19 protein-coding genes and 1 tRNA gene are annotated in these 16,800 nt (G+C 62.9%); 10 read left to right on the top strand and 10 right to left on the bottom strand.

Features of this window, described 5'->3' with window-relative positions; all coding sequences use genetic code 11:
• Positions 1-98 precede the first annotated feature (98 nt).
• A complete protein-coding gene (locus AAF563_07845; GenBank protein MEM7121169.1) occupies positions 99-260 on the top strand; it encodes a hypothetical protein in 162 nt (53 codons plus the stop codon).
• A 38-nt stretch (positions 261-298) separates the two neighbouring features.
• Positions 299-874, top strand: coding sequence for a hypothetical protein (locus AAF563_07840; protein MEM7121168.1), 576 nt, complete (start codon positions 299-301; stop codon positions 872-874).
• 136 nt (positions 875-1,010) lie between these two features.
• Here AAF563_07840 and AAF563_07835 read toward each other — a convergent pair.
• A tRNA-Arg gene (locus tag AAF563_07835) sits at positions 1,011-1,087 on the bottom strand.
• A gap of 230 nt (positions 1,088-1,317) precedes the next feature.
• Here AAF563_07835 and AAF563_07830 point away from each other — a divergent pair.
• Positions 1,318-2,463, top strand: a complete 1,146-nt coding sequence (locus AAF563_07830; protein MEM7121167.1) for a hypothetical protein — start codon at positions 1,318-1,320, stop codon at positions 2,461-2,463.
• 95 nt (positions 2,464-2,558) lie between these two features.
• Positions 2,559-2,984: a DUF4864 domain-containing protein gene (locus AAF563_07825; GenBank protein ID MEM7121166.1), complete on the top strand. Its 426-nt coding sequence runs from the start codon at positions 2,559-2,561 to the stop codon at positions 2,982-2,984.
• Between the two features lie 146 nt (positions 2,985-3,130).
• Here AAF563_07825 and AAF563_07820 read toward each other — a convergent pair whose 3' ends face one another.
• The 4 genes from AAF563_07820 to AAF563_07805 are packed head-to-tail and all read right to left on the bottom strand — an operon-like array spanning position 3,131 to position 6,008.
• A complete protein-coding gene (locus tag AAF563_07820) occupies positions 3,131-3,826 on the bottom strand; it encodes an SDR family oxidoreductase (GenBank protein MEM7121165.1) in 696 nt (231 codons plus the stop codon).
• A 6-nt stretch (positions 3,827-3,832) separates the two neighbouring features.
• Positions 3,833-4,522, bottom strand: a complete 690-nt coding sequence (locus AAF563_07815) for an SDR family oxidoreductase (protein ID MEM7121164.1) — start codon at positions 4,520-4,522, stop codon at positions 3,833-3,835.
• A 21-nt stretch (positions 4,523-4,543) separates the two neighbouring features.
• Positions 4,544-5,548, bottom strand: a complete 1,005-nt coding sequence (locus AAF563_07810; GenBank protein MEM7121163.1) for a P1 family peptidase — start codon at positions 5,546-5,548, stop codon at positions 4,544-4,546.
• 34 nt (positions 5,549-5,582) lie between these two features.
• Complete coding sequence (locus AAF563_07805; protein ID MEM7121162.1) at positions 5,583-6,008, bottom strand: ion channel; 426 nt, start codon at positions 6,006-6,008, stop codon at positions 5,583-5,585.
• 96 nt (positions 6,009-6,104) lie between these two features.
• Between AAF563_07805 and ggt the strand changes: the two genes are divergently transcribed.
• Positions 6,105-7,814, top strand: a complete 1,710-nt coding sequence (ggt, locus tag AAF563_07800; protein ID MEM7121161.1) for a gamma-glutamyltransferase — start codon at positions 6,105-6,107, stop codon at positions 7,812-7,814.
• Here ggt and AAF563_07795 read toward each other — a convergent pair whose 3' ends face one another.
• Complete coding sequence (locus AAF563_07795; protein ID MEM7121160.1) at positions 7,815-8,582, bottom strand: methyltransferase domain-containing protein; 768 nt, start codon at positions 8,580-8,582, stop codon at positions 7,815-7,817. It abuts the gene before it with no gap.
• A 45-nt stretch (positions 8,583-8,627) separates the two neighbouring features.
• Here AAF563_07795 and AAF563_07790 point away from each other — a divergent pair, with 45 nt between their 5' ends.
• Positions 8,628-9,830, top strand: coding sequence for a class I SAM-dependent rRNA methyltransferase (locus AAF563_07790; protein ID MEM7121159.1), 1,203 nt, complete (start codon positions 8,628-8,630; stop codon positions 9,828-9,830).
• Here AAF563_07790 and AAF563_07785 read toward each other — a convergent pair.
• The 4 genes from AAF563_07785 to AAF563_07770 all read right to left on the bottom strand — a co-directional run bounded on the left by AAF563_07785 (position 9,739) and on the right by AAF563_07770 (position 14,001).
• Positions 9,739-11,208: a HAMP domain-containing sensor histidine kinase gene (locus AAF563_07785; protein ID MEM7121158.1), complete on the bottom strand. Its 1,470-nt coding sequence runs from the start codon at positions 11,206-11,208 to the stop codon at positions 9,739-9,741. The two genes, AAF563_07790 and AAF563_07785, sit on opposite strands and share 92 nt — an antisense overlap.
• Positions 11,209-11,258: 50 nt before the next feature.
• Positions 11,259-12,683 carry a mercuric reductase gene (locus tag AAF563_07780; GenBank protein ID MEM7121157.1) on the bottom strand — a complete coding sequence of 475 codons (1,425 nt, stop codon included), beginning with the start codon at positions 12,681-12,683 and terminating at the stop codon, positions 11,259-11,261.
• A 39-nt stretch (positions 12,684-12,722) separates the two neighbouring features.
• Entirely contained in the window at positions 12,723-13,190 is a 468-nt protein-coding gene (locus AAF563_07775) for a hypothetical protein (protein MEM7121156.1), read from the bottom strand.
• Positions 13,191-13,254: 64 nt separating this feature from the next.
• Positions 13,255-14,001: a TVP38/TMEM64 family protein gene (locus tag AAF563_07770; protein ID MEM7121155.1), complete on the bottom strand. Its 747-nt coding sequence runs from the start codon at positions 13,999-14,001 to the stop codon at positions 13,255-13,257.
• Positions 14,002-14,256: 255 nt separating this feature from the next.
• Here AAF563_07770 and rpmH point away from each other — a divergent pair, with 255 nt between their 5' ends.
• The 4 genes from rpmH to yidC are packed head-to-tail and all read left to right on the top strand — an operon-like array spanning position 14,257 to position 16,781.
• Positions 14,257-14,391, top strand: a complete 135-nt coding sequence (gene rpmH / locus AAF563_07765) for a 50S ribosomal protein L34 (protein MEM7121154.1) — start codon at positions 14,257-14,259, stop codon at positions 14,389-14,391.
• A 4-nt stretch (positions 14,392-14,395) separates the two neighbouring features.
• On the top strand, positions 14,396-14,764 hold the full coding sequence (rnpA, locus tag AAF563_07760) for a ribonuclease P protein component (GenBank protein ID MEM7121153.1): 369 nt from the start codon (positions 14,396-14,398) through the stop codon (positions 14,762-14,764).
• Positions 14,761-15,000, top strand: coding sequence for a membrane protein insertion efficiency factor YidD (gene yidD, locus AAF563_07755; GenBank protein MEM7121152.1), 240 nt, complete (start codon positions 14,761-14,763; stop codon positions 14,998-15,000). Before rnpA ends, yidD begins: the two co-directional genes overlap by 4 nt.
• Positions 15,001-15,011: 11 nt before the next feature.
• Positions 15,012-16,781, top strand: a complete 1,770-nt coding sequence (gene yidC / locus AAF563_07750) for a membrane protein insertase YidC (protein MEM7121151.1) — start codon at positions 15,012-15,014, stop codon at positions 16,779-16,781.
• Positions 16,782-16,800: the final 19 nt, after the last annotated feature.

Raw genomic sequence — 16,800 nt, 5'->3', positions numbered from 1 at the left:
ATGATGCGCCGGAACACGACGGTCTTTCCGTGATTGGATTGCATCCCTGCGATCACAATGGGCGGTGATCGAGGGCGGATATCCCAAGCTATTGGGTCATGCTCCCCGCGCTGCTCGTCATCAGTTGCTTCGCGCCGGCCATGTTCGGACCGTCGCGCAAGGCCATGCTGCACACCCTGCCCGCCGAGCAACACGCCCAGGCCGGCGGCGTCGCAGGTCGGCTTTGGCGTTCTCGCCAAGAGAGCTATGCTGACACCTGAAAAACGGAGATGACGTAGTGCTTAGAACATGGGGTGGCGTGGCCACATTGACGGTACTTCTGACGCTTTGCATGCCGACGGCCGGTCGGGCCCAGCAATGCGACCTGATCGATGTCGATGGCTTGTTTCCCACCGATGATACGTATCTTGGGCTTGTCGATAACTCGTCCGGCGAGGAGGTCATGGAACTCGGAAACGGGGGATACGATCCGTACGTGCCGTATGAGGCGGCGCAGGTCGCCCAATGGTCCAATGATGTCCTGCGGTTGTCGCTGGCCCAGATGCAGGACGCGCTCGACTATTGCAAGGCTGAGCACCGGCGGTTGCGCGACTGCAACACCGCCGGCACCCCCGTGGCCCAGGAGGACTTGGCCGAACTCAACCGCTGCATCGCCGTCCGCCTGATGGATATCTCCACGCTGAAGAAGGAAATCAATGGGCGACTGTCAGGCCTGAACAATGAGGATGGGGGAGAACTGGACAAGGCAGAATCGCGACCGGAACTGAAGGAGGTCCAAAGAGATCTCTTGTCCCATGAAGGCGCCACGAAGAAAGAACGCGACTCCCTGAAAGAGACAATCGCCAACACCAACGTGGCTGAGGAACGAGAGTAAATCCGATGACCAAAGGCTCGGGTTCAGTCACCGACGCCGATGACCAACCTTCGGCCGATGCGCCCAACTTTGATGGCGCCAAAAGGGCCCACATCCCCGATGGCAGCACGTCTTGTTGCGGACTGATCTTGAAAAATGGCGCACCCCGGAGGATTCGAACCCCCAACCTCCTGATCCGTAGTCAGGTGCTCTATCCAGTTGAGCTAGGGGTGCACCGCATGGCGGCGGGCGGCCTGCCCGTCTCGCCGGAGGCCGGAACCTAGTCGAACCAGCGCCCGCCCGCAAGCCCCAAGCACTGGTTGAAATGCCAGGGAATTCAACCTTGTAGGCGCATTGGCCGTCGCGTAGTATCCGGCGCATTAGGGGATCGGCATTCGGGGTTTGAGCCGATCCGGGGGGATCAGCATTTTTACCATACTTGTCAAAGCGATAGGCCGCGTCTGATGACTTTCTCGCACCGTTGGATCGGGCTCTTTGGGGCCGTGCTTCTGCTCGCCGGTTGCGAGACCGCCGACTCCGTCCTGTTCCCGACCCTGACCGGCGAAGACCCTGCCGGAGAGACCGAGGCGCAGCAGGGCGAGCTGGCCGACGGCGAGAGCGTCGTTCTCTATAGCGACGAAACCATTACCGTCGAGCCGATGGGCAGCGTGACCGAGACGCAGATCGACGAGACCGCGTTCGGCAACACCGGCACCTTCGTCGGCCAGAAGGTCCGCGAACTGGCCGGCGAACTGGAGCAGCTCAAGTCCTCGGTGCGCCAGAACCGCAACAGCTATGAGAACCAGCGCGTCATCGCCGAGCAGAACGCCCAGCGCTACTACGCGACGGTCGCCGCGATCACCGCGCGCCTGCAGATCGGCACGACGCCCGGCAACCCGGTGCTGGTCAGCCAGTACAACGCCGCCCAGGCGCAGCTGGATCAGGTCGCCAACGATGTCGCAATCTTCAACACGCTGAACAGCGCGGTCGCCTCGAACGCGGCACTGACCAGCTATATCTCCGACGCCATCGACGCGACGTTCCGACTGTCCGGCGCGGTCGAGGAAGACCATCGCCAGCTCGGCGTCCTGGAAGACGAAAACAACCGCACGATCGTCACAGTCGAGCGCACGCTGAACGATCTGAACTCGCTGGTCGAACGCCAGACCGTCTATGTCAATGCCGAACGCCGCCGCCTGACGCAACTGGCCCAGGCGATCAACAGCGGCCGCCTCTATGGACCGGCGCTGGATCAGTTGGGCACGCTCCAGGCGCCCGCGGCGCTGACCAGCGAGGTCGCGCTGGCGACCCGCGAGCCGCTGGTCGTGATCCGCTTCGCCGAGGACGACGTCGCCTACCAGGACGCGCTCTATCAGGCCGTCAGCGCCGCGCTGGAGCGCAAGCCGGGCGCGCTGTTCGATCTGGTCGCCGTGGCACCGGCCGCCGGTTCGGCCGGCGAGGTCGCGCTCAACAGCAGCGCAGTGAAGCGTAACGCGGAAGATGTTCTGCGCACGCTCTCGGAAATGGGTCTGCCGGCCGACCGCCTGACGCTCTCGGCAGTCACCGCCGGCGATGCCGACGTCAATCAGGTGCGCATCTACGTTCGCTGACGGTTCACGTGCCGGTGATCGGCGCGGGTCCCTGTTGCGTAGGTATGTTGTGGGCGGCTTGTGACGCCTGCTGCATGCTGCTTCGGAGGGGCATCATGAAACGACTTCTTCTCTCATTTGTCGCGGCCGTCTTGGTCGTTTTGCCGGCTCAGGCCGATCAGGAGGTCAGCGGCGACGACGCCCTGGCGATCCGCGACGTCATCGAACGCCAACTTGACGCCTTCAAGCGCGACGACGGCAACGAGGCATTCGGTTACGCCGCGCCGGGGATCCAGGACAAGTTCCAGTCGGTCGAGATCTTCATGGAAATGGTCAGGACTGGCTACCCCGCCGTCTACCGCTCGATCGACGCCAGCTTCGAAGCGCCGCGCAAGATCGGTGAAACGACCATCCAGGAGGTCGTCGTCACCGGCCAGACCGGCGAATCATTCCTGGCCGTCTACACCATGGAGCAACAGGCTGACGGCAGCTGGCGTATCAACGGCTGCTCGCTGTTCCCGGTGCCCGACGTTCAGGTGTAGTTGCGATCTAGCGGCATCACCAGCCCACTCCCCCACCTCCGGGGCAAAACGCCGAGAGGCGTTTTCGCCGAGGCCACCCATGGCAGCATCCGCGAGGTGGCCGGGTGGGGGAGTGGGCTGGCGTCGGTTGTTACCAAACAGCTCCCCTACCAGGGGAATTCGGGGCCTGTGTGATGGTAGAAACGACCGGAATGCGCGAGGTCGGCGCCGGCGATCACCCGGCTCATGCCAGCAATGCTCTCATCGGCGCTTAGCTCGGCGTCCGGGCCGCCCATGTCCGTGACGATCCATCCTGGACAGAGCGCAATCACGGATATGCCACGATCGGCAAGGTCGCGCGCCAGATTGACCACGACCATGTTCAACGCCGCCTTGGACGAACGGTAGGCGTAACTGCCACCGGACAGATTGTCGGCCAGGCTCGCCATGCCGCTGGAGATGTTGGCAATGCGCTTCATGTCGCTCGCCGCGACCCGGTCCGCCAGGGCCTCGGCGACACGATAGGGACCGATGACGTTGGTGCGCAGCACCAACGCCCAATCGTCATAGTCCATGTGGCCGAAACTCTGGGGCTCGGCGCCGGCGATGCCGGCATTGTTGATCAGGATGTCGATCGGCTCGTCGTCGATTGCGGCTGCCAGGTCGTGGATCGAGGCCATGTCGGTAACGTCGAGCCGGTGCACCACGACATCGCAGGTCTTGGCGGTGTCGCGCAGCGCCGACGCGCGATCAGGCGCGCGGCAACAGGCGTGAACCCGGCAGCCGGCGTCCGCATAATGGCGCACGAAAGCCTCGCCGATGCCGCGGTTGGCGCCTGTCACGAGAACGGTTGTTTTGCTCATCGGCGGCTACCAGGGAATAGTCTCGCCGTTGTAGCGGCGAAACGTTCCGGTGTCGGCGGGGGTCAGGGCCTCAATCAACTGCCGCAGGGCACCTATGCTCTCCACGGGCGTCAGATCCGCGTCAGGCCCTGACATATCGGTGGCAACAAAACCGGGCGAATAGGCGACGACAATGATGCCACGGTCGGCGAGGTCGACCGCCATGCTGCGGGTGATCATGTTCAACGCCGCCTTGCTGGTGTTGTAGGCGTAGTCGCTGACATTGGCATCCCAGGCCAGGCTGCCGTTGCCGCTGGAGATGTTCACGATCTGCTTCCTGTCGCTCGCCGCTACGTTGTCGACGAAGGCTTCGCACATCGCCATCGTGCCGAAGACATGGACGCGAAACTCCTCCATCCACAGGTCGTCGGTGACACGACCGTAAGCCTCGTCTTCGCCGGCCCATAGCCCGGCGTTGTTGATCAGGAGGTCGACCGGCTGTCCGATCAGCGAGTCGGCCAACGCGGCGATCTGATCGCGGTCAGCGACGTCGAGATGATGGCAATGGACGTCGCCAAGCGTGGCTGCCTCCTGCAACAAGGGGGCGGTATCGGGGTCGCGGGCGCCGGCATGAACCGTCCAGCCGGACTCGGCGTATTGGCGGACGAACTCAAGCCCCAATCCCCGGCTGGCGCCGGTCACAAGCACAGTCGGCATGGCACCCCCTTCGCGCCGAGTTTAGTCCGCACCGGCATGCGTGTCGCGATAGCTTTTCAGGTCACCCAGACTTTCGGCATGCCAAATGGCGCGTCCGACGGCCCGCGTCATGCAGTCCGCGGCAAGACCACCGATACGCATGACAAGGTCCGATTCAACCGCATCGGGGCCCCACGTTGCCGTGGCGAGCGAGAAGACCGTGTCGCCGTCGAAGGGTGTGTGAACCGGACGGATGGCACGCGCATAACCGTCATGGGTCATGATCGCCACGCGTTCGGCCTGGGCCTTGGATAGCCGGGCGTTGCAGGCGACGACGCCGATTGTGGTGTTCTCGCCCGGTAGGCCGGGCATGGCCTCCGCCAACGCTAGGTCGCCATCAAACGTCGGCGGTTTCTGGCCGCCCATCTCGCGCTGTTGTTCAAACGGCCAGGCCCACAGCGTGCCGGTGTCGGGTATGACAGCGGAACCGACGCAGTTCACCGCGACCAAGGCGGCGACCTGAAGGCCGTCGTTTGAGACGGCGGATGCACTGCCCAGGCCGCCCTTCAGCGTACCGGCAGACGCGCCCAGTCCCGCCCCCGCATTGCCCAGATCGAACGACTCACAGGCGTTCTGGGCTGCCCGATGGCCAAGCGCGCGATAGGGCGGCTCGGCAACCCAGCTCTTGTCGCCGCCGTTCAACAGATCGAACAGGATCGCCGCCGGCACGATGGGGACCGTCATGCCGCCCACCTCAAAGCCCCGGCCGGCCTGGGCAAGCCAGCTCATGACGCCGGATGCCGCGTCGAGGCCGAACGCCGATCCGCCACTTAAGACGACCGCGTCGACGGCGTCGACCAGGCATGTCGGGTCGAGCGCTTCGGTCTCGCGGGTACCCGGCGCGCCGCCACGCACGTCGACCGCACAAGTCGTGCGGGCGTCCGGCAGAACCACGGTGACGCCGCTGCGCGCATCGTGATCCTCCGCGCTGCCGACCTTGATGCCGTCGACATCGGTGATCAGGTTGCGTGAACCTGGACGCGCCATGGTTCCTCCTCGGTAAGCCGCTTTTTCGGAATTTCTACTTCTGGTGCCAGTATCGACCCATCATCAGGTAGGTGAAGGAGGCGGTCCAGGCGATCATGATCAGGCCAGTAAGCGCCTCCGAACCGCTGATGATGCGAACCGGGCCCAGGGGCCAGATATCGCCGACACCAAGCGAGGTATAGGACGCCGCGGAGAAATAGACATAGTCCATGAACTCGCCGTCAAAGACGCCGTCGAACAGCTCGGGCGGATAGATCGAGTCGAGCAGCCAGTAGCCAAGCGCGAAGAAGTAGATCTCCAGGGTGTGCGCCACGAACGCGCCGACCATGACGATCAAAATTCTCAGCCGCGGTCGCACGTTGATCTTCTCGGCGATGTTCGGCATCTGCCGCAGGAACTCGAAATGGATGCCGATCGTAATCAGTACCAGAACGATGGAAATCACGATTCCTAGGAACAACGCCCCTGCCCTCCGCCTGTCACATGTCTTGCCAATCAATCGCCTGGCCCAAAGAATAGCCGCTTCGCCCGTCCTTGCGGACCCTGGAGTTTGGTCATGCGTTTGTTGGTCGCGTTAGCACTGATAGGTTTGTTCGTCCTGCCGTTCGGACGCCATGACAGTTGGGCCGCCGGCCCGGTCGTCTCCGAGGACTTCATGGCCTCGACGGCCAATCCTCTGGCGACCAAGGCCGCGCGTGACATGATCGTTGCCGGCGGCAGCGCGGTCGATGCGGCGATCGCGGCCCAGATGGTGCTGGGCCTGGTCGAACCACAATCGTCGGGCATCGGCGGTGGCGCGTTCCTGTTGTTCTATGACGCCGACGAGCGGACGGTGACATCGTTCGATGGCCGCGAGACCGCGCCATTGGCAGCCACTCCCGCTCTGTTCCTTGAACCGGACGGCGAACCGATGTCGTGGACGACAGCATCGGAAGGCGGCCTGCCGGTTGGCACGCCTGGTGTCGTCAAAATGCTCGAGATGGTTCACGCACGTCACGGGAAGCTGCCGTGGGCGGACTTGTTCGAGCCGGCCATCGGGCTTGCCGAGAACGGATTCACCATGTCGCCGCGTCTCCACGAGGTGCTGGATTGGGTCGAGGAGCCCGAGCGATTTCCGACCTTCTTCAACTTCTATTTCGACCATAACGGTGAGCGAAAACCGGTGGGCACCCGGCTGGTTAACCCGGATTATGCGGCGACCTTGCGCCAGATCGCCGAAGGCGGCGCCGATGCGTTCTACGAAGGCCCGATCGCCGAGAGCATCGTCGCCATGGTCGAAGGCGCATCCGTCAATCCGGGTCTTCTCGCCCTGGACGACTTTGCCGCCTATCAAGCCAAGGAACGTCCGCCGGTCTGTGCGCCCTATCGGGTCTGGAAGATCTGCGGCATGGGACCGCCCAGTTCCGGCGGGATTACCGTGTTGCAGATCCTCCTGTTGCTAGAAAACCATGAGATCCAGTCAGTCGAGCCGGCTTCGCTTGAGGCGGTCCATATGGTCTCGGAGGCAAGTCGCCTCGCCTATGCCGACCGGAACCTCTACATCGGCGATAACGACTTCGTTGCCGTGCCGATCGCGGGCCTGCTCGACAAGGACTATCTTGCCGAGCGCGCCACGCTGATCGATCCGGGATCAAGTATGGGCGAGGCAGAAGCGGGTACGCCGCCGGATAGCGATCACAGTTTCTTGGCACCCGACCCCGACGCATCAGTCGGCTATTCCACCAGCCATGTCAGCATTGTCGACCGCGACGGCAACGCCGTTTCCATGACCACCAGCATCGAACAGGCGTTTGGCAGCCGTCTGATGGTCGATGGTTTCATGTTGAACAACGAACTGACCGACTTCTCCTTCGTACCGGAGATCGACGGTCAGCTCGTCGCCAATCGTGTCGAACCAGGCAAACGTCCGCGCTCGTCCATGGCACCGATGATCGTGCTGGATCAGGAAGGCCGCCTGGTGATGGCGGTCGGTACGGTCGGCGGATCACGTATCATTGCCTATGTCGCAAAAACCGTGATCGCCAATCTCGACTGGGGCCTCGACATTCAAGCCGCGATCGAGTTGCCGCACCACGTCAACCGTAACGGCACCACCGAACTGGAAGACGGCACATCACTCGCAGACTTGCAGGACGACCTCGAAGACATGGGCCATGACGTATCGCTTCGCGTGCACACGACCGGACTGCACGGCTTCCACATTGTCGACGGCGTCATCTATGGCGGCGCCGATCCGCGCCGCGAAGGTACCGCGCTCGGCCAGTAATCAGCCAGGCGCCACGGCGGTCACCCACCAAACACGATGGTGGGCGATAAGCGGGTCATCGGGGAAATCCCGGGCCAGCAGCGTGGCGAGTTCACGGTCGAAGGCTTCGACTTCCTCAGGCGACAGGCTCGCTGCGACCCCGGCGCTCGCCCGGATCCGTCCGCGCCATGCAGCGTGGCTATAGCGCTGCATGTGGTCGAACGACGCCGTTTCCAAGTCCGTGAAACCGGCAAGGGCCAGATCGGTTAGCCACTCGCGATTAATGCCAGTGTGGCCGCCGTAGGCCCAGGCGGGATTGTGTTTTTCGATCAGGCCTTCCGTCGCCGCGACCAGGTTGCCGGTCAGCGGGATCCAATCGAAGTGGGCGATGATGACACGGCCGCCAGGGCGTAACAGGCGGCACACTTCCTCCGCCGCTCTCGGCCTGTCGAACCAATGCCAGCATTGGCCGGCGGTCACTACGTCGAACGCATCGCCGTCGAGCCCCGCCTCTTCCGCCGTTCCCTCGACCCACGTTACCTCAAGCCCCGTCTCACCGGCTAGGCGCGCCGCCTCGGCGAGCAGCTCGCGCGAAGGATCAAGGCCGGTGACGCCACACCCACGATGGGCGAAGCCGCGCGCCAGGCTGCCGGTACCGGTGCCAAGGTCGAGCAACTCGTGACCGGGCTGGACCAGGCCGCCGGCGATGACGCGATCGAAGAAACGATCGGGGAACCCCGCGCGGTGAGTCCCGTAGTCGTCGGCCGTACGCCCAAAATCGATGTCCATCCCCGATCCCACCTGTTATGTCAGCGCCGCCAGCATAGCAGACAAGTGAGCAAGCCGTTGAACGCCGTCTATCCGCCGATCAAGCTGTCGCCACGCATTGGACGGCGCGCCCAGAGCGGCCACCCGTGGGTCTATTCGAACGAGATCGTCATGGATCAGGATGCCAAGGCGCTTGCGCCCGGCAGTCTAGTGCGTGTCATGACCGATAGCGGCGAAGCCCTCGGCGTCGCCATGTTCAACACGCACTCCCTGATCGCCGCGCGATTCTTGATCCGCGACATCAACGTAACGATCGACAGAACCTTCCTCGCCGAACGGCTCCAGTCGGCCTTGGCGATGCGCGAGGCACTCTTTGCCGAACCCTATTACCGCCTGATCCACGCCGAGGCCGATGGTCTGCCCGGTCTGATCGTCGACCGGTTGGGCGATGTCGTCGTTATGCAGCCCAACAGCGCCGGCATGGACCGCATGAGCGGTGAAGTGATTGCGGCCATCCAGGACTGCCTATCGCCCCGCGCCATTGTCGTTCGTGCCGATAGTCCCGTTCGACACTTGGAAGGACTCGAGGAGCGGATCGAGGTGATCGGCGACCTATCTGAGGGGCCGATCAGCATCATCGAAAACGACTGTCACTACCTTGCCGATCCCACCGCTGGTCAAAAGACCGGTTGGTTCTTCGACCAACGGGACAACCGCCGCTTCATGGCAGGCTTGGCGCGAGACCAGAGCGTGCTGGATGTCTACGCCCACACCGGCGGGTTCGGTCTTGCCGCCGCCGGGTCGGGCGCCCGCGCGGTGACCATGGTCGACCGCGCCGAGGCCGCGTTGGATCTGGCCCGGCGCGCCGCGGACAAAAACAACGTCACGACGATTTGCACATTCGCTCAGGGCGATGCTTTCGGCGACCTGGAAGCGCGGCGCGACCGCGGCGAGCGTTTCGATATCGTGATCTGTGACCCCCCGGCCTTCGTGCGCACGAAGAAGGACCTGAAGTCCGGGGCGAGAGGTTACCGCAAGCTGACGCGCCTCGCCGCGCGCCTCGTCGACACGGACGGGTGGTTGGCGATCGCTAGCTGCTCTCATCACGTATCGGAGGATCTTCTCCTGGAACAGATTAAGCTGGGTCTGCGAGATTCAGGGCGCGAAGGGCGGGTCGTCAGGCGCTCTGGCGCAAGTCCTGATCATCCGATCCATCCCGCGCTTCCCGAGTCGACCTATCTGAAGTTCTTCTGCCTGCGTCTCGACTAGGCAGCGTCATCCGGAACGTGCTGCCGGTCGGTCCGGTGGTCAGCAGCACCAGATCGCCGCCATGGGCGCGCATGAGTTCGCGCGCGATGGCAAGGCCCAGGCCGGTACCGCCTGCGCCACCGGAAAACGCCTCGAACAATCGGCTCTTGATGCGATCGGGAATGCCCGGACCGCTGTCGGCGACATCGATGGTTGTGGTGGTGTCGCCGCGGGACGCGGATATCGTCAACTCACCGCCATGGTGCGCCATCGCGTCGACCGCATTGCGGGTGAGATTCATGATGACGCGGAACAGCTGATCGCGGTCGGCCTGCACCACAACAGACGCGTCGATGTCGTTGTGGCAGGTTATCGCCTGCTCGGGCGCGGTGCCGAGAGACGCGATGACCTCGTCGACCAGCGGCGCCAACTCGAAACGCCGAATGTCGAGATCCGGTTCATCAGCGCGGGCGAACCTGAGCGTATCCTGGCACAGCTTGACGGCACGATCGATCGCATCCAGGACCAGCGGCGCCTGGCGGCGAACCTGCGGGTCCTCCGAACTGCCCAGCCGATCGGACACAAGCGCCGCCGTCGCCAGAATGTTGCGGAGATCGTGGCTGATCTTGCTGACCGCCGACCCGACGGCCGCGAGCCGCGCGCGTTGACGCAGCGCCGCGCGCAGCCCGCGCTCCATTTCCGCCAGCTCACGCTGGGCAATGCCGATCTCGTCATTTCGGTTCGAGACTTCGATGCCGCGTGTCACATCCTCCGGCGCTTCGCGAAACGCGATCAGGTCCTCGGTCATGCGCTGAATCGGCCTCACCATCAGGCGCTGCAGCGCCAGGAAGACGAGGCCCGCGGTGATGAAGGAAATCAAGATGGAGAGCACGAGAATACGGGTGCCGAACTCCAACACCGCCTGATGCAGGTCGTCGGGATCGAGCGTGACCTGAACGGTCACGCCGTCAACACGTGTCGGCGAGCCATAGACACGTATCGGCCCATCCTCGGGCGCCGCCATTGCCGCCAACGCATCCGTGATCAGTTGGAACACACTGGCGCTATCCAGATCATAGCTGTTCACGGTCGTCGGTGGCCGGCCCAGCATCAAATAGGACGCGTGCTCCATCTTCAACGCGATCGAATTCACGCCGACGTAGTCGAGCAGCTCATAGGCAAGGTCCGTGGAGACCACGCCGTTAGGCGCGGCCTGAACGACCAGGCTGGCCTGATAGGCCGCATCCAGATGCTGCTGCAGGTAGTTCAGCCGATAGCGCGAGACCGACGGCACGAAGATCAAAATCTCGGCCAGCATGACGAAGGTCACGGTCAGCACGATCAACCGCGCCGACAGCCCGCGCCACAATCCCGGCATCTCTATGTTGGACTTGGCCATGCGCCAGTGTACGCCATCACGGCCCATCGGGGCCACGTTTGGGAATCACGTCAGCCGAAGCGGCCCAGGAACCGCACGACGGCCTTCATGCGCGGGCCGAAGACGCTCGGCGTGTAAAAGCTGCCGGCCGCACGTTTGTTGATCTCTCCCATTGTCGGATAGGGCGCGATCATCTGCGCCATGGCGCCGATTTTAAGCCCACTGCTGATCGCCAGAACCCAGGGATGAATGATCTCGCCAGCATGGGCGCCGACGATGGTTGCGCCCAGGATCTTGCCTTTCTTGGACACGACCGCCTTGACCATGCCGGTCGTCTCACGCTCGGCAATGGCGCGGTCGTTTTCGTGATAGGGAAAGGTCAGGACGCGCAAGCTGTCGCCGTGCTCGCGGCGTGCCTGCTCTTCACTTATGCCGACATGGGCCAGTTCGGGATCAGTATAGGTAACCCACGGAAGCGCTTTGTAGTTGACCTTCGCCGGCAGGCGCAGCAGCGCGTTCCGGATGACGATCCCCGCGTGATAGTTGGCGACATGGGTGAACTGAAACCCGCCCGCGCAATCGCCGATGGCGTAGATTTTCTTGTTCGATGTTCTCAGGCGCTGATCGACGGTGATGCCGGTTCGCTCAACGGCAACACCGGCTTTTTCAAGGTCCATGTCTTCGATGTTGGGCCGGCGCCCGGCGGCGACCAGAAGATGGCTGCCGTCGACATGCTCTTCCGCGCCATCACGCTCGACCGTGACGCGGATCTGGCCGTCATGCATCGCAACCGACTGTACCTTCGCGCCCTCGACCAGGTTGACGCCGTCTTCGATCAGGCGCTGGCGAACAACATCGACAAGGTCGGCATCGTCCTTCGGCAGGATCGAGAACATCTCGACCACCGTGACGTCTGAGCCCAGGTGCCGGTGCGCTTGCGCGAGCTCACAGCCGATCGGTCCGCCGCCGATGACGATCAAGTGCTGGGGCCGCTCACCATTATCGAATACCGTCTCGTTGGTCATGAAGGGCACGGTGTCGAGACCGGGTATCGGCGGCACCATGGCGCGGCTGCCGGTGGCGATGACAAAGCGGCGCGCCCTCAGGCGCTCACCGCCGGCCTCGATCTCGTCCTGTCCGACAAATCGCGCGTGGTCCGTCACGACGTGAACGCCGAAACCTTCATAGCGCTCGACGGAGTCGTTGGGCGCGATGGTCGCGATGACGTCCTTGATGTGATCGCGCACCCTTGTGAACGTGACCTCCGGTTCATGGCCGGCCACACCGAACGCTTCGGGATCGCGCACGACGTCGGCCGCATGCCCCGCGGCCAGCAGCGCCTTCGATGGTACACAGCCGAAATTCAGGCAGTCGCCACCCATGCGGTCGCGCTCGATCAGTGCGACCTTCGCGCCCATGTGACTGGCGCCATAGGCGACCGACAAACCGCCGGACCCCGCGCCGATCACGCAAACATCATAGCGGTCACCGCTCATGTTCGACCACCTCGAACAAATCCACCTGGACCCCGTCGCCTATTCGACGATCAGGACGTAATCGGGTGTGGTGTTCAGCGGGCATGAATAAACGTACTCGCCCTCCTCCAACTCGATTGCGTAGTCCTGGGTCACGCCCTCATGCAGGCCACCGCCCGACGTCGACGGCAGGAAAGGACGTTCGATCACACTCTCGGCTCTCAAATAGAAACCCAGCATGTAGGGCACGTCTTCGTTGGTGACGCGAAAAACGTAACTGCCGGGGCTGAGCCGAAGAGGCTCGGCCTCTGAGAGTCGCTGTTCGCCGGATTCGCTGTTGATCGCTTCGCAGTCGGCCTTTTCGGTCGGCGCGAAGCCACGATCGATACTGTTCTCTGACTCTACAAACTGACAGCCCGTCTGGGTCAGCTCGATGACGGTCGGCTCTTCTGCCGCATGGGCCGTCAGTCCAAGAGCCAGGCCCGCGGCAGCCAGTCCAGCGGCGATTCCGCTCGTCTTCCAGTTCATAGCAGGTTTCCTCCATTAAACTTGCCAGGACCACGCCCTCGCCGCCCCCTCGATTGGCGCGCCGCTATTGCGACGATGCGGCCCGCCGTTTTCTCAGCTTCTTCACCACGATCGGCACCAGGGCGAGAATACCAAGCCCCGCCAGGGCCGCCAAAATCTCCGGGGTCAGAACACTGTCGATCGAGAATGACTCGCCACGGTCGAACACCGAGCCCAACCCGGACCCGACAATCGTGAAGACCGCCGTGCCGGGGATGATGCCGATGAAGGTCGTGATCGCGAAGACCCGCGTCGACACGCCCAGAAAGGCGGGCGCCAGATTGACGACCCAGAATGGGAAGACCGGCACCAGACGCAGGAACAGCATGTAGTTGACCTGGTCTTCCTGAAACCCCTCTTCCATGCGGCGGATATAGGGTCCGACGCGCTCTTGCAGCGCTTCACCGAAGGCGGTGCGCGCCAAGAGGAACAGCACGGTGGCGCCGATCGTCGCTGCCAGCACGGTCAGGAATGTGCCGAGATAGCTGCCGAACAGAAATCCGCCGGCAATCGTCACCAGCGACGCGACCGGCACCGAAGCGGCTGTCAAGAACGCGTAGCCTAAGACGTAGATCAGGATCGCGATGACGAAGTAGTCGCGCACGAACGTGAGCAGCGTTTCGCGGTTTTCCTTCAATGTATCGAAGGTGGCGTAGTCGTTGAGTCCGGTAGCGAAGAAGGCGATCAGCACCGCGACCAAAAAGGCCAAGGGTAGAAGGCGCTTCCAAAGGGGAGACCGTTTGCCGGCCCCCACCGCCGTCTTCTCGCTCATACCGTTCACCAGGCACCCAAGCGTGTCACGAACCTACCGCAGCGAGGATGCCGCGTGGTACTCATCTCTTTATGGCGGTGCGCCGGCCGAAGAGAAAGGCCCTGTCAAGCGCTTGTGAACACTTGGGAACAGCCGAAATGGCTCCAACCCGGGGCCCTCCGCGCGCCGTTGACACGATCAGGCCCAACACCTATACAGCGCCGGCTGTTCGCGTAGGCGAACCACTCAACCCTAGAAGTATGTGGAGACTCAACGGTGAAGCGGACTTACCAGCCAAGCCGGCTTGTCCGGAAACGTCGTCACGGGTTCCGGTCGCGCATGAAAACGGTCGGTGGCCGCAAGGTGCTTTCTCGCCGTCGCGCCAGAGGGCGCAAGCGTCTCTCAGCCTGATTTTATGCCGCCCCGGCCTGCGCGTCTCAAGCGGCGGAGCGACTTTCTGCGTGTCGCGGCAGCCCGCAACAAGGCTGTTACGCCTGGCCTCGTTCTGCAGGCCAAGACACGCGATTCGGCCCATTCCGACGATGGCGCCTGCCGGGTCGGCTTCACCGCAAGCCGCAAGGTCGGCAACGCGGTGGCGCGAAACCGGGCGCGCCGGCGACTAAGGGCCCTGGCGACAGAGGTTCTGGTCCCACTGGCGGCGCCCCATACGGACTATGTCATGATCGCCCGCCGGGCGATGCTGACCCGGCCCTTTGACGCCTTGCGCCACGATCTGACGACGGCGCTGGAGCGCGTCCATCGAACGTCGAGGGAAAGAGCGTGAAGCGATTGTCGTCATGGTTGATTATCGGACTGGTCCGGCTCTACCAGTACGGCATCTCACCCTTCACGCCGGTATCCTGTCGTTACCTGCCGACCTGCTCGGAATACGCGCTGGATGCCGTCCGCCTGCACGGGCCCGGGCGCGGCGGCATTTTGGCCTTTCGTCGAGTTTCCCGTTGTCACCCGTGGGGTGGCCATGGTTATGACCCGGTGCCCAAAGCACCGGCCAAGCGCTAGGACCCGCCGTCATGGATCAAAAGAACGTATGGATTGCCATGGCGATCATCCTGGTGATGTTCTTCGCCTATCAATTCTTCTATGAGTTGCCGCGCCTGGAACGCGAGCAGGCGCTGCTGGAAGAGCAGCAACAGACCGAGGCGCAGACCGAACAGTCTGATGCCGTTCTGCCAGATGTCAGCACGGCGACGACCGGGGACACGAGCGAAGCCGAGCTGCCGGCGGTGACGACGCCCGACCCGGACACGATGGTGACGCGCGACGAAGCGCTCGCCGAAAGCGCGCGCATCACGATCGAGACGCCCAGCCTACACGGTTCGGTTTCCTTAAGCGGCGGCAAGTTCGACGACCTGACCCTGAGGAAGTACCGCGAGACGGTTAGTCCCTCGTCACCGGAGGTGACGTTGTTCTCGCCGGTTGGCGGCCCGGACGCCTATTGGGCGGAGTTCGGCTGGCTGGCCCAGGACGAGAACGTCAAGGTCCCAACAAACGACACGGTCTGGCAGACCTCCGACACGGAGCTGACACCGGGTTCGCCGCTGAACCTGACCTGGGACAACGGTGAAGGCCTTGTCTTCCAGCGGGCTATATCGGTGGACGAGAATTACATGTTCACCGTCACCCAGTCGGTGACCAACAACTCCGGCAGCCAGGTCACGCTGTTTCCCTATGGCCTGGTCAACCGATACGGCACGCCCGAGACTCTGGGCTTTTACATTCTGCATGAAGGCCTAATCGGCGTTTTTGACGAGACCCTGACCGAAATCGACTATGACGACGTGATCGACGAAGACGGCGGCAGGATTGACTACAAGTCGACCAGCGGCTGGATTGGTATCACCGACAAGTACTGGCTGGCGGCGCTGGTGCCGGACCAAACCCAGTCCTTTGACGGGCGCTTCGTTCACGACCTCAAATTCGGCAACCTCGACACCTATCAGGCCGATTTCCTGCGCGAGGGGATCCAGATCCCCGCCGGCGGGTCGGCCGAGGTCACCGATCACCTGTTTGCCGGCGCCAAGGTGGTCACCCTGCTCGACGCTTATGCCGAGACCCTCAACATTCCGTTGTTCGACCGCGCCGTCGATTTCGGCTGGTTCTACTTCCTGACCAAACCGATCTTCTTCGTCCTGCTTTTCTTCAAGGATCTGCTGGGCAACTTCGGACTTGCCATTCTGCTGCTGACCGTCGTCATCAAGCTGATCTTCTTCCCGCTGGCCAACAAGTCCTACAAGGCCATGAGCAAGATGCGCAAACTGGCGCCGGAGATGAAGCGGCTGCGCGAGCGCTACAAAGACGACAAGCAGAAGATGCAGCAGGAACTGATGGCCATGTACAAGAAGGAGAAGGTCAATCCGGCTTCCGGCTGTCTGCCGATCTTGATTCAGATACCCGTCTTCTTCGCGCTCTATAAGGTGCTGTTCGTCACCATCGAAATGCGTCACGCACCGTTCTATGGCTGGATCTCCGACCTCTCGGCACCCGACCCGACATCGATCCTGAACCTGTTCGGCCTCTTGCCCTTCTCACCGGACTACCTGCCGGCTCTCGTCTCGATCGGCGCCTGGCCGCTTTTGATGGCCGGCACCATGTATCTGCAGCAAAAGATCAGCCCGCAGCCGCCTGACCCCATGCAGGCCCGCATCTTCATGCTGATGCCGATCTTCTTCCTGTTCATCTTCAACACCTTCCCGGCCGGGCTGGTGATCTACTGGACGTGGAACAACTTGCTGTCGATTGCCCAGCAATGGTTCATCATGAAGCGCATGGGCGTTTCCTGAACCACGGACCGGGCCGCGA

It is taken from the genome of Pseudomonadota bacterium (assembly GCA_039028155.1).
Lineage (GTDB): Bacteria > Pseudomonadota > Alphaproteobacteria > SP197 > SP197 > JANQGO01.
Note: the sequence above shows the minus strand (reverse complement) of the source record. Positions and strands in the feature narration are given on the sequence as shown.

Bases quoted from the DNA above. Each gene is read 5' to 3' on its own strand.
- AAF563_07770 (MEM7121155.1), bottom strand. From the start codon at position 14,001: ATGAGCGAGAAGACGGCGGTGGGGGCCGGCAAACGGTCTCCCCTTTGG.
- yidC (MEM7121151.1), top strand. From the start codon at position 15,012: ATGGATCAAAAGAACGTATGGATTGCCATGGCGATCATCCTGGTGATG.
- AAF563_07830 (MEM7121167.1), top strand. From the start codon at position 1,318: ATGACTTTCTCGCACCGTTGGATCGGGCTCTTTGGGGCCGTGCTTCTG.
- AAF563_07775 (MEM7121156.1), bottom strand. From the start codon at position 13,190: ATGAACTGGAAGACGAGCGGAATCGCCGCTGGACTGGCTGCCGCGGGC.
- AAF563_07810 (MEM7121163.1), bottom strand. From the start codon at position 5,548: ATGGCGCGTCCAGGTTCACGCAACCTGATCACCGATGTCGACGGCATC.
- AAF563_07795 (MEM7121160.1), bottom strand. From the start codon at position 8,582: ATGGACATCGATTTTGGGCGTACGGCCGACGACTACGGGACTCACCGC.
- AAF563_07785 (MEM7121158.1), bottom strand. From the start codon at position 11,208: ATGGCCAAGTCCAACATAGAGATGCCGGGATTGTGGCGCGGGCTGTCG.
- AAF563_07845 (MEM7121169.1), top strand. From the start codon at position 99: ATGCTCCCCGCGCTGCTCGTCATCAGTTGCTTCGCGCCGGCCATGTTC.
- AAF563_07820 (MEM7121165.1), bottom strand. From the start codon at position 3,826: ATGAGCAAAACAACCGTTCTCGTGACAGGCGCCAACCGCGGCATCGGC.
- AAF563_07825 (MEM7121166.1), top strand. From the start codon at position 2,559: ATGAAACGACTTCTTCTCTCATTTGTCGCGGCCGTCTTGGTCGTTTTG.
- rnpA (MEM7121153.1), top strand. From the start codon at position 14,396: ATGCCGCCCCGGCCTGCGCGTCTCAAGCGGCGGAGCGACTTTCTGCGT.
- AAF563_07815 (MEM7121164.1), bottom strand. From the start codon at position 4,522: ATGCCGACTGTGCTTGTGACCGGCGCCAGCCGGGGATTGGGGCTTGAG.
- AAF563_07780 (MEM7121157.1), bottom strand. From the start codon at position 12,683: ATGAGCGGTGACCGCTATGATGTTTGCGTGATCGGCGCGGGGTCCGGC.
- ggt (MEM7121161.1), top strand. From the start codon at position 6,105: ATGCGTTTGTTGGTCGCGTTAGCACTGATAGGTTTGTTCGTCCTGCCG.